This window comes from Roseovarius sp. MMSF_3359 (assembly GCF_030733385.1).
Taxonomy (GTDB): Bacteria; Pseudomonadota; Alphaproteobacteria; order Rhodobacterales; family Rhodobacteraceae; genus Roseovarius.
The window spans coordinates 42,555-53,709 of the sequence record NZ_JASHJC010000009.1; the positions used below are offsets into that span (position 1 = coordinate 42,555).

The 11,155-nt window shown below is 62.9% G+C and carries 12 protein-coding genes; 10 read left to right on the top strand and 2 right to left on the bottom strand.

Features of this window, described 5'->3' with window-relative positions; genetic code table 11:
* Positions 1-30 precede the first annotated feature (30 nt).
* Entirely contained in the window at positions 31-1,251 is a 1,221-nt protein-coding gene (locus tag RBB29_RS13880; protein WP_306114707.1) for a TCR/Tet family MFS transporter, read from the top strand.
* Between the two features lie 71 nt (positions 1,252-1,322).
* Positions 1,323-2,408, top strand: coding sequence for a Zn-dependent alcohol dehydrogenase (locus tag RBB29_RS13885; protein ID WP_306114706.1), 1,086 nt, complete (start codon positions 1,323-1,325; stop codon positions 2,406-2,408).
* A 5-nt stretch (positions 2,409-2,413) separates the two neighbouring features.
* Here the strand turns inward: RBB29_RS13885 and hemE are convergent, their stop codons facing one another.
* Positions 2,414-3,448, bottom strand: a complete 1,035-nt coding sequence (gene hemE, locus RBB29_RS13890) for a uroporphyrinogen decarboxylase (RefSeq protein ID WP_306114705.1) — start codon at positions 3,446-3,448, stop codon at positions 2,414-2,416.
* Between the two features lie 96 nt (positions 3,449-3,544).
* Between hemE and hemC the strand changes: the two genes are divergently transcribed.
* From hemC to RBB29_RS13915, 5 genes are all read left to right on the top strand, one after another.
* Complete coding sequence (hemC, locus tag RBB29_RS13895; protein ID WP_306114704.1) at positions 3,545-4,504, top strand: hydroxymethylbilane synthase; 960 nt, start codon at positions 3,545-3,547, stop codon at positions 4,502-4,504.
* Between the two features lie 21 nt (positions 4,505-4,525).
* On the top strand, positions 4,526-5,377 hold the full coding sequence (locus RBB29_RS13900) for a DMT family transporter (RefSeq protein ID WP_306114703.1): 852 nt from the start codon (positions 4,526-4,528) through the stop codon (positions 5,375-5,377).
* Positions 5,378-5,596: 219 nt separating this feature from the next.
* The gene (locus RBB29_RS13905; RefSeq protein ID WP_306114702.1) at positions 5,597-6,994 is read left to right on the top strand and encodes an aspartate aminotransferase family protein; all 1,398 of its coding nucleotides are present in this window, start codon (positions 5,597-5,599) and stop codon (positions 6,992-6,994) included.
* Between the two features lie 65 nt (positions 6,995-7,059).
* On the top strand, positions 7,060-7,635 hold the full coding sequence (locus tag RBB29_RS13910; protein WP_306114701.1) for a GNAT family N-acetyltransferase: 576 nt from the start codon (positions 7,060-7,062) through the stop codon (positions 7,633-7,635).
* 89 nt (positions 7,636-7,724) lie between these two features.
* Complete coding sequence (locus RBB29_RS13915; RefSeq protein ID WP_306114700.1) at positions 7,725-8,759, top strand: zinc-binding dehydrogenase; 1,035 nt, start codon at positions 7,725-7,727, stop codon at positions 8,757-8,759.
* A gap of 29 nt (positions 8,760-8,788) precedes the next feature.
* Here RBB29_RS13915 and RBB29_RS13920 read toward each other — a convergent pair whose 3' ends face one another.
* The gene (locus tag RBB29_RS13920; RefSeq protein ID WP_306114699.1) at positions 8,789-9,631 is read right to left on the bottom strand and encodes a nitroreductase family protein; all 843 of its coding nucleotides are present in this window, start codon (positions 9,629-9,631) and stop codon (positions 8,789-8,791) included.
* A gap of 127 nt (positions 9,632-9,758) precedes the next feature.
* Here RBB29_RS13920 and RBB29_RS13925 point away from each other — a divergent pair, with 127 nt between their 5' ends.
* The 3 genes from RBB29_RS13925 to sdhC are packed head-to-tail and all read left to right on the top strand — an operon-like array spanning position 9,759 to position 11,154.
* Positions 9,759-10,472, top strand: coding sequence for a succinate dehydrogenase/fumarate reductase iron-sulfur subunit (locus RBB29_RS13925; protein ID WP_306114698.1), 714 nt, complete (start codon positions 9,759-9,761; stop codon positions 10,470-10,472).
* On the top strand, positions 10,472-10,804 hold the full coding sequence (locus RBB29_RS13930) for a succinate dehydrogenase (RefSeq protein WP_306114697.1): 333 nt from the start codon (positions 10,472-10,474) through the stop codon (positions 10,802-10,804). Before RBB29_RS13925 ends, RBB29_RS13930 begins: the two co-directional genes overlap by 1 nt.
* Positions 10,801-11,154: a succinate dehydrogenase, cytochrome b556 subunit gene (gene sdhC / locus RBB29_RS13935; RefSeq protein ID WP_306114696.1), complete on the top strand. Its 354-nt coding sequence runs from the start codon at positions 10,801-10,803 to the stop codon at positions 11,152-11,154. The genes RBB29_RS13930 and sdhC overlap by 4 nt, the downstream gene beginning before the upstream one ends.
* Position 11,155: the final 1 nt, after the last annotated feature.

The window sequence follows — 11,155 nt, forward strand, 5'->3', positions numbered from 1 at the left end:
GGCTGAGCCAACCACCGCGCCGGAGGGGCCATGCAGCGGCGATTGCCGACACTCTTCATCCTGATCACGCTGGTCATCAACGCCATGGGCATCGGGCTGATCATCCCGGTCATGCCCAACCTGATCCTCGAGGTGCGCGGCGGATCGCTCGCCGATGCCGCACTTTGGGGTGGCATCCTGTCGACCGGGTTTGCGGTCATGCAATTCCTCTTTGGTCCGACCGTTGGCAACCTGTCGGACCGGTTTGGACGCCGCCCGGTGCTGCTCACCTCGCTATTTGTCATGGCCGTGGATTACCTGGTGATGGCGCTGGCGGGGTCGATCTGGCTCCTGCTGCTGGTGCGCCTGATCGGCGGTATTACCGCGGCCACGCAATCCACCGCTGCGGCGTTCATGGCCGACACGACCCCACCCGAGAAACGCGGCGCGCAGTTCGGCCTTGTGAGCGCGGCTTTCGGCGTCGGTTTCATCCTCGGCCCGGTGATCGGCGGCCTCCTGGGCGATCTTGGAACGCGCGCACCGTTCTATGCGGCGGCGGCGCTGGCGGCGGCGAATTTCGTCTTCGGCTGTTTCATCTTGCCCGAAACCGTCACCGACGAGACCCGCCGACCGTTCGAATGGCGCCGCGCCAACCCCTTGGGCGCGCTGAAAAACATCTCGGCCCTGCCGGGGTTGCGCCGCCTGCTGGCGGTCTATTTCCTCTATCAGCTGTCCTTCAACGTCTATCCGGTGATTTGGGCCTATTTCACCCAGGCACGGTTTGACTGGGATACGCGGATGATCGGCCTGTCATTGGCCGCCTTCGGTATCTCGATGGCCCTGGTCCAAGGCGGGTTGATCCGCATTACCCTCGCACGGTTTGGCGAGTTGCGGACGATTGTCGCGGGCTTCATATTCGGCATCGTTTCGTTCACCTTGATGGCCTTTGTCACCAGTGGTGCGGTTGCCCTTGCCTTTACCCCGCTGGCCGCCCTGGCCGCGATGGCCGCGCCGGCCCTGCAATCGCAGATGTCACGCCAATCCCCCGCCGATGCGCAGGGGGAACTGCAAGGCATCCTGACCAGCGTCAACGCCCTAGCCCTGATCGTGGCGCCGATGCTGATGACGAGTGTTTTCGCCGCCGCCACCGCGCCAGGGGCCGATATCTACCTGCCGGGGGCGCCTTTCCTTGCGTCCCTGGTGCTTGCGGTTATCGGGCTCGCGCTCTTCATGACCTGTCCGCACAAAAGAAGCCAAAGCCGACCGGCCTGAGGTCGCATTCCGCCTTGCACCGTCCTGCGATCCGGGGTCTGCTGGGCCAAACTTCTGTCCGGAGATATCCTATGCAAACCATCAAGGCCGCCGTTTGTACCGAGTTCGGGAAGCCGCTCGAAATTCAGGAGGTGCAACTGCGCGCGCCGGAAACCGGCGAAGTGGAGGTGGCGCTTGAGGCGGTCGCGATCTGTCATTCGGACATCATCTTTGCCGAGGGCGGCTGGGGCGGATCCTTGCCTGCGGTCTATGGGCACGAGGCCGCCGGACGGATCAGCGCGGTTGGCCCCGGCGTGGCCGGGCTGAGCCCGGGCGATGCGGTGGTCGTGACCCTGATCCGCGCTTGCGGGCACTGCCCAAGCTGCGGCGCAGGCAACCCCACCACCTGCGAAACGCCTTATGATGGTGATCTCGGTCCGCTGAAGACCGCCGATGGCGGCAAGCTGCATCAGGCCATGGCTTGCGGGGCCTTCGCGGAGAAGGTCGTGGTGGACCAGAGCCAGGTCGTGGCGATCCCCGCAGACATGGCGATGGACACGGCCAGCCTTTTGTCCTGCGGTGTCATTACGGGCGTCGGCGCGGTGGTCAATGCCGCCGGCCTGCGCGCCGGGCAGGATGTCGTGGTGATCGGCGCGGGCGGTGTCGGTCTCAACGCCATCCAAGGGGCGCGCATCGCAGGCGCCCGCCGCATCGTTGCCGTCGACATGAGCGAGGACAAGCTCGACACCGCAATTGAATTCGGGGCAACCGACGGTGTGCTGGCCACGCATGAAAAACCCTGGCGGGCGGCGAAAAAGGCGATGGGGCGCGGGGCGGATGCGGTCATTGTCACCGTGGGCGCCATCCCGGCCTACGACCAGGCGCCGCGATACCTCGCCGGAGGGGGTCGCGTGATCATGGTGGGCATGCCGCATTCGGGTGCCACGTCGCGCTTTGAGCCGGTTAATTTCGCAGCGACCGGGCAGGGGATGCTTGGGTCCAAGATGGGCGATACGGTCATCCGCCGCGATATCCCGTGGATGATCGACATGTACCGGCAGGGGCGCCTGAAACTGGACGAGTTGATCTCGAACCGCTGGACCCTTGAACAGATCAACGAGGCCATCGAGGACACCAAGTCCGGCAGCGCCCGGCGCAATGTGATCGTGCTGAAATAACCGTGTCAGCCGCCACGCACCGCGTCGATCATCCGCTGCACATTGTCCGGGTCCGCATCCGGTGTGATGCCGTGGCCAAGATTGAAGATATGCGGACCCTTTCCGAACGCCTCGACAATGGCGCGCGTCTCACGCACCAGCGCGTCCCCACCCGTGACCATATGTGACGAGGCCAGGTTGCCCTGCACGCAGCCGTCCTTTTGCACCTGTTCGGCGGCCCAATCGGGGCTGACGGAATTGTCCAGCGCCACGCAATCGGCGCCGGAGGCCGCGTGGAACCCGACATATTTCTCCCCCGCCTCGCGCGGGAAGGCGATGACAGGCACGTCGGGATGACGCTCTTTCAGCGCCGCAATGATTTCGCGCGCAGGTTCGGTGGCGTATTTGTCGAAATCCGCGCCTTTGAGCGATCCGGCCCAACTGTCGAACAGTTTAACCACCTCGGCACCGGCGTCGATCTGTGCCGAGAGGTATTCGATCGTGGCCTCGGTTATCCGCGCGAGCAGTGCTTCGAATACCGGGCGGTTTTCATCCTTGAGCGCATGGGCCGGGCCCTGGTCCGGGGTGCCGCGTCCGGCGATCATGTAGGTCGCAACGGTCCAGGGGGCACCCGCGAACCCAATAAGCGTGGTCTCGGACGGCAGGGCCCCGGCGAGGTTGCGCACGGTCTGATATATGGGCGCAAGCGTTTCGTGGATATCCGCCGTAGGTTTCAGCGCATCAACACCCGCCTGATCCGTGATTGTCGAGAGGCGCGGCCCCTCGCCGGTGACAAACCACAAATCCGCGCCAAGCGCCTGCGGCACCAGCAGGATATCGGCAAAGAGGATGGCCGCATCAAAACCGTAACGGCGAATGGGTTGCAACGTCACTTCGGTCGCCAGGTCGCTGTTGTAGCAGAGCGAGAGGAAATCCCCGGCCTCGGCCCGGGTGGCGCGGTATTCGGGCAGGTAGCGGCCCGCCTGCCGCATCATCCAGATCGGCGGCACATCCTGCACCTCACCCGCAAGCGCCTTGAGAATCGTCTTTTGCCCGGCCATGTCATTCCTCCGCTTCATGTGTTTGGTCGCCTTGACAGCGGGGGATGTCAACCGCTCAGTCTTGCAACCCCCGGAACCGGGGGCTAGACCTTGGCCATGACCTTCGATCTCCCCTCTCCGAACAAACCGATGAAACTGGGTACCCGCGGCTCTCCGCTGGCCCTGGCGCAGGCGTATGAGACTCGCAAACGGCTCTCGGTCGCGTTCGACCTGCCGGAAGAGGCGTTTGAGATCGTTGTCATCAAGACCACCGGTGATAACCGTGCCATGATCGCCGCCGACCGTCCGCTGAAGGAGATCGGTGGCAAGGGCCTTTTCACCAAGGAAATCGAAGAGGCCCTGTTATCCGGGGCGATCGACATCGCGATCCATTCGATGAAGGACATGCCGGTCCTGCAACCCGATGGGCTTGTGATCGACTGTCTGCTGCCGCGTGAGGACGTGCGAGATGCGTTTGTCTCTTCTTCCGTTGCCTCATTGGGCGATCTGCCGGAGGGGGCGAAAGTGGGGACGTCATCGCTCAGGCGCAAGGCGCAGGTTCTGGTGGCCTATCCGCATCTCGACGTGGTCGAGTTTCGCGGCAACGTGCAGACCCGGTTGAAGAAGCTCGAGGACGGTGTGGCGGCCTGCACCTTCCTCGCGATGGCGGGACTGAACCGGCTGGGGCAGGCCGGGGTTGCGACTGCGGCGATCGAACCCGACGTGATGCTGCCCGCGGTCGCGCAGGGCGCCATTGGCATCGAACGGCGGGCCGAGGATCACCGCGCCGCCGACATGCTTGCGGCCATTCATGATGGCGACACGGGCCAGCGTCTGACGGCGGAACGGAGCTTCCTGGCCACGCTCGATGGCTCTTGTGAAACACCTATTGCCGCGCTGGCCGAACTGGACAGCGGCACGTTGCGCCTGCGCGGCGAGATCCTGCGCCCCGATGGCAGCGAAAGCCTGAGCGATGATCGCAGCGCGCCCGTCGAGGATGGCGCAGAGCTTGGCCGCGCCATGGCGGAGACCCTTTTGAACGAAGCCGGAGATGGGTTTTTTGACTGGCGGTCATGACACCCCGCCCGGGGGGCCAAAATGACGACGACCGTTTTCATCGTGGTCATCGCGGCGGCCTTCCTGCACGCTTTGTGGAATGCCCTGCTGAAATCCGGCGATGACAAGTTTGTGGGCATGAGCGCCGTGATGATGGGCCAGGCGCCGCTGGCGATGATTGCCGCCGCATGCTTTCCCTTGCCGGCGGTCGAAAGCCTGCCCTATCTCTTCGCGGGCATCGCGCTTCACGTGGGCTACCAGATCTTTCTGACCCTGGCCTACCGCATCGGCGACCTGAGCCAAGTTTACCCAATTGCACGGGGGGTGGCACCGCTGATCGTCGCCGGCGTGTCGGTTGGATTTCTGGGCGTGGTGCTGACCGTGCCGGAAATCCTCGGCGTGACGACCATCGGCATCGGGATCATCAGCCTGGCCTTGGTGCGCAAGGATGGCGGTCAGCGTAACCTGAATGCGGCGGCGCTGGCTCTCGTAACCGGGTGTTTCATCGCCGCCTATTCGCTGGTCGATGGGTTGGGGGCAAGGGTTTCGGGGTCGGCGATTGGTTTCTATGGCTGGCTGGCCTGCGGCTCGACCATCGGGTTCACCACGACGATGCTGCTTTGGCGTCCTGCGGTGGTTCGAACCGCGCTCAAGACCCAGAAATGGCGCGGATTGATGGGCGGCAGTGCTTCTTTCATCGCGTTTGCGCTTGTCATCTGGGCCTTCACGCAGGCGCCCATCGCCCTAGTCACGGCCTTGCGGGAAACCAGCATCATTTTCGCCCTCCTGATCGGTGTCTTCTTCCTCAAGGAACGTCTTGACCTGGCCAAGCTGGTCTCAACGGCGCTTACCCTGGCGGGCGCGGCCATGCTGCGGTTTGCCCGGCATCTGTGACAGACCGCGCTTGTTGACACCAACCGCTGAAATCGACCTTGCAAACAAGGGTTTACGCCTATTCTTGTCATTTTCCTGCGATTTCTGGTAATAAACAAAGATCAAAACTGGCCCTATCAGAAATCACGATTCTGACCCCTGATACGGCTTGGAAAACGCTTCGCGCTCAAATGAATGCGCCCGGTCGATGCGCCGGGCTTTAACCGATGGAGATCTGACATGGACGGCAAAGTTCTGGACAATGACATCAGCAAGGTTGTGGAGGCGGACCGTGCCCATGTCTGGCACCACCTGATCCAACACCAACCCTTCACCGGGCCGGACCCCAAGGCCGATCCGCGGATCATCGTCGAAGGCCGCGGCATGCGGGTCTGGGACCAGAAGGGCAAAGAGCACCTCGATGCGGTCTCGGGCGGTGTCTGGACCGTCAACGTGGGCTATGGCCGCGAGCGGATCGCCAATGCCGTGCGTGACCAGCTGATCAAGCTGCCCTATTTCGCGGGCTCCGCCGGGTCGATCCCGGGCGCGCTTTTCTCGGAAAAACTGATCGAGAAGATGCCGGGCATGAGCCGCGTTTACTACACCAACTCCGGTTCCGAGGCGAATGAGAAGGCGTTCAAAATGGTTCGCCAGATCGCGCATAAGCGTTTCGGCGGCAAGAAGCACAAGATCCTGTTCCGTGAGCGTGATTACCACGGCACCACCATCACCACCTTGTCCGCTGGTGGTCAGCCCGAGCGTGGCGCACAATACGGCCCCTACACCCCGGGTTTCGTCGAAGTGCCGCACTGCCTTGAATACCGGGCGCAATGGGATCTGAGCGGTGAAGAATATGGCATCGCCGCCGCCAACGCCATCGAAGAGGTCATCCTGCGCGAAGGCCCCGATACCGTCGGCGCGCTCTGCCTTGAGCCGGTGACCGCCGGTGGCGGTGTGATCGTCCCGCCCGAGGGCTACTGGCCCCGCGTGCAGGAGATCTGCAAGAAATACGATATCCTGCTGCATATCGACGAAGTCGTTTGCGGTGTGGGCCGCACCGGCACATGGTTCGGCTATCAGCATTACGGGATCGAACCCGATTTCGTGACCATGGCCAAGGGTGTCGCCTCGGGCTATGCGGCGATTGCCTGCTGCGTCACCAACGAGAAAGTGTTCGAGCTCTTCCGCGACGACGCGACCGACCCGATGAACTATTTCCGCGATATCTCGACCTTTGGTGGCTGCACCGCCGGTCCCGCCGCGGCGCTTGAGAACATGGCGATCATCGAAGAGGAGAACCTGCTCGAAAACACCGTGGCCATGGGCGACTACATGCTCGACCAGTTGCACGCGCTGCAGGACAAGCACGGCGTGATCGGTCAGGTGCGTGGGAAGGGCCTGTTCCTCGGCGCTGAACTAGTGGCCGACCGGTCGACCAAGGAAGCGGCGGATGAAAAGCTGGTTCAGGCGGTTGTGGCTGACTGCATGGCGCAGGGCGTCGTGATTGGTGCGACCAATCGGTCGCTGCCGGGTCTGAACAACACGCTGTGCTACTCGCCCGCGCTGATCGCGACCAAGGACGACATTGACGAAATCGTTGCGGCGACCGACAAGGCGCTGACCAAGGTCTTCGGCTAAAACTATCCTCCCACTCCGCCTGTTTTGCAGGCGGGGTGGGGCGCCCTTTACGATGAGGCCCCGATATGTGGCCCGATCCCGTTACCCTGACCGGCACCCATGCGGTTCTTGAGCCTTTGAGCCAGAGCCATGCCGATGACCTGGCCCGGGCCGCATCCGGCTTGCAGGGCCTTTGGTACACGATGATCCCCACACCCGATGGCGTCCCGGCCGAGATTGACCGCCGCCTGGCGCTGCCGACGATGCGGCCTTTTGCGATCCTCGACACAACCGGCCGCGCGGTCGGCATGACCACCTATATGAATATCGACGCGGCCAACCGGCGGGTTGAAATAGGCTCGACCTGGCTTGGTAAATCGGCGCAGCGTGGGCCGGTCAATACCGAATGCAAGCTCATGCTGCTCACTCATGCGTTTGACGTCCTGGACTGCATGGCCGTCGAATTCCGCACGCATTTCATGAATGTCCAATCGCGCCGCGCCATTGAAAGGCTGGGTGCGAAACTGGACGGCATCTTGCGCAACCACATGATCATGGAAAACGGTAGCTTGCGCGACACAGCCGTCTATTCGATCATCCCCGGCGAATGGCCCGCAGTGCGGGCAAACCTTGAATGGCAATTGGCAAAGCCACGGGGGTAAGGCGCATGAAGGTCGCGTGGCTTTTGCTTTGCGTTTCATGCGTTTGCAGGTAACGAAATGGGTCAGGGCATCGGAAAAGGGGGAGTGTGATGCGGGCTGCTGTTGTCAGGGAATTCAACGAGGATCTTTCGATCGAGACCGTGCCCGACCCGCGTTGCCCGGAGAACGGCGTCGTTTTGCAGGTTGCGGCCTGCGGCGTGTGCCGGTCGGATTACCACGGCTGGGTCGGGGGCCATCCAAAGGTCGAGAGTGGCTCGATCCTCGGACATGAATATTGCGGAACCGTCGTCGAGGCCGGACCGAATGCGCAGTACAAGCTCGGGGATCGCCTGATTGCGCCGTTCATTCTGGCCTGCGGGGGCTGCGCCGAATGCCGCAGCGGGGTCTCGAATGCCTGCGAAAAGGCCATCGTACCGGGTTTTGGCACGCCGGGGGCCTATGCCGAGTTTGTCGCGGTGCCGTTCGATCATAACCTTGTGCACCTGCCGGAAACCATGTCGCCCGCCTTGGCGGCGGGGCTGGGATGCCGGGTGACCACCGCCTGGCATGCCCTGACTGATCGCGCCAATCTCCGCGCTGGAGAGTGGGTTGCCATTCACGGCACCGGCGGGATCGGCCTGGCGGCGCTTCTTCTGGCCAAGATGCTGGGCGCGCGGGTTGTTGTGGTCGATATCGTCGCCGAAAAGCTCTCCCATGCCACGCAGCTTGGGGCGGATGCTGCCGTCAACGCGGCCGAGGTCGATGCCGCCTCGGCGATCCGCGAGATCACCGGCGGCGGCGCGCAGGTGTCGGTCGAAGCCCTCGGGATCGAGACGACAACCAATGTCTCCGTCGAATGCCTTGCGACGCTCGGGCGGCATGTCCATGTCGGGATGCCGGCAGGGGACGGACGGATGGAAATCAACATGCGCGCGATCTACAGCAAGCAGCTGGCCTTTTTCGGAACGCGCGGCATGCCTGCGTGGAAATATCCGTCGCTCCTCGGGATGATCGAGCGGGGTGCGGTGGACCTGAGTCCGATGGTGGCCCGGGAGATCCCGCTTTCGGGCGCCAGTGAGGAGTTGCGCGCAATGCGCGGGCCAACCCCGCCCGGCACCGCCGTGATCACGGACCTGTCACGCTAGGGTGCCGCATCGCGGGGCGATGACGCGGATCAGTCGAGGCAGAAACCCCGCGCCCGGACATAGGCCCCGAAATCGGCCCGTTCGGGCTGGCTATACTGTCTGACCTTGTCGTCGGACCAGCCATAGGTTTCCTTTTCCCCTAAGGTTTCGACAAGCCTTTGGCTATCATAGGGCTGTGCGGTCGCGCGATCCGCGTCATAGGCCTGAACCGCTGCCTTGAGCTCACTTTCGCGGTATTGATCGACATGGCAGGTGATCCGGAGGGGCAGGCGCTTGGCGATGGTTGGTCGATCTGCGGGATATCCGATGGCCAGCCCAGCCAAGGGAAACACATGCGCGGGCAGGTTCAGAAGCGCCGAGACACCCTCGGCCTCGTTCCGCACCGCGCTGATCGGGCAACATCCAAGGCCCATGGCCTCCGCCGCCGTGACGAAGGCCCCCAGGGCAATCGCCGCATCCGCCACCGCGTTGAAAAAGGCGTCGAGGTGGTCGTTGGCGAAGGGGATGTCATGCCAGTCGTGCAGCAACCGTTGCCGCCGGTTGTTGCCGCAAAAGACCGCGATCATCGGGGCCTCGGCGATCCAGGGCTGGCCGGATACGAGTGTGGCGAGCTGTTGCCGGCGGGCAGGCGAGCGCAAGAGGATGATATCGCGCTGCTGCAGGTCGCTCTTGGTCGGCGCGGCGAGGGCGACAGCGCAGAGTACGTCGAGCAGCTCCGGCGCAACGGCGCGCGCCTGAAACGCCCGGCAAGACCCACGCCCGGCCATCGAGTGAAGCAAACCCGCGTCCTTGTCGATCGGCGCCTCGGGTGGCGCATCGCTATAGCGGTCCGCGAACATCTGTTGCAGGGTTTCCGGGGACGTTTCGGTCACGTTGGCGGCTCCTAATTTTTCGTAAGGGTTGCTAACAGGAAAGTTAAAAATTTATCGCATCAATTAAGTCTGGCTATCAGTTATACTGTTGCATGACGTGTGCAGCTTTTGGAAGACCCGACGGACCATGACCCCCGATTTCCTTACGGTGACGATCGAGCGTGGCCCGGACCGGCAGGACCGGTTCGAGGTGCCTGCCTATGACAATCAGACCGTCCTCGATGTTGTCTCCTGGGTGCAGCAGAACGCCGATCCGACGCTGAGCTATCGGTTTGCCTGCCGCGTGGGGATGTGCGGCAGTTGCGCGATGATGGTCAACGGCGTGCCGCGCTGGACCTGCCGGACGCATATTTCCAAGGTCTTGGACGGAAACGCGGTCACCATCGGGCCGCTACGCAACCTGCCTGTTATCAAGGATCTTGCGGTCGATATGGACCCGTTTTTCGACAAATGGGTCGCCGCCGAAGGGGTGCATCACGGCGCGCTGACGCGGGACGACCCGATTGCACCGATTGAGGCGGAAAGCGCGGCACGGGTTGAGGCGAATGCAGCCATTGAATGTATCAACTGCTCGGTCTGCTACGCGGCATGCGATACGGTGGCGGGCAATCCGGATTATCTCGGACCGGCGGCCTTGCAACGGGCATGGACCCTGCTCAACGATGTCAAGGACGAGGGACGCACGGCCATTCTGGACGCGGTATCCGGCACGGGTGGGTGCCATAACTGCCACTCCATGGGGTCCTGCACCGCCTATTGCCCGAACGAATTGGACCCGATGTCGGCCATTGCCGGCCTCAAGCGCGAAACCGCGAAATCCTTTTTCCGGAGGGGACGCTGATGCTGGGCCTGCGTCTTTACATGTTGCAAAGGATCACCGCATTGCTGATGGCGCCGCTGGTGCTGGGACATCTGGCGGTGATGATCTATGCGATCCAGGGAGGGTTGAGCGCGGCGGAAATCCTCGGACGCACCCAAGGTTCCATTCTCTGGTTCCTGTTCTATGGCGTTTTCGTCGTCGCGGTCGCAATTCACGGGGCCATCGGCCTCCGGGTGATTGCTTTTGAATGGGGAGGGATGAAAGGTGCTGTGCTCAATCTGTTTACGTGGGCGGTTGGTATCGGCCTTTTGACACTCGGAGCACGCGCCGTCTGGGCCGTGACATTTGCATGAGGGCGGCCAGGGGCATCACCTCGCGGGCGCATCCGCTGTGGCTGGCCTATATTCTGCACCGGCTGTCGGGGCTTGGTCTTGCCCTGTTTCTGCCGTTCCACTTCTGGGTGCTGGCGATGGCCATGACCGATCCCGCGCGGCTCGACGGGTTTCTGGCGATGACTGAGGCCGGGATGGTGAAACTCGCGGAGTTCGGCCTCGTCTTCCTGCTGGCCGTGCACATGTTTGGCGGTCTCAGGCTGATGGCAATGGAATGGCTGCCCTGGTCGGCATCGCAAAAGACCTTGGCGGCAGGGACGACGGCGGCATCTTTCCTCATTGCCTGCCTCTTTTTCCTGAAGGCGGTGTGAC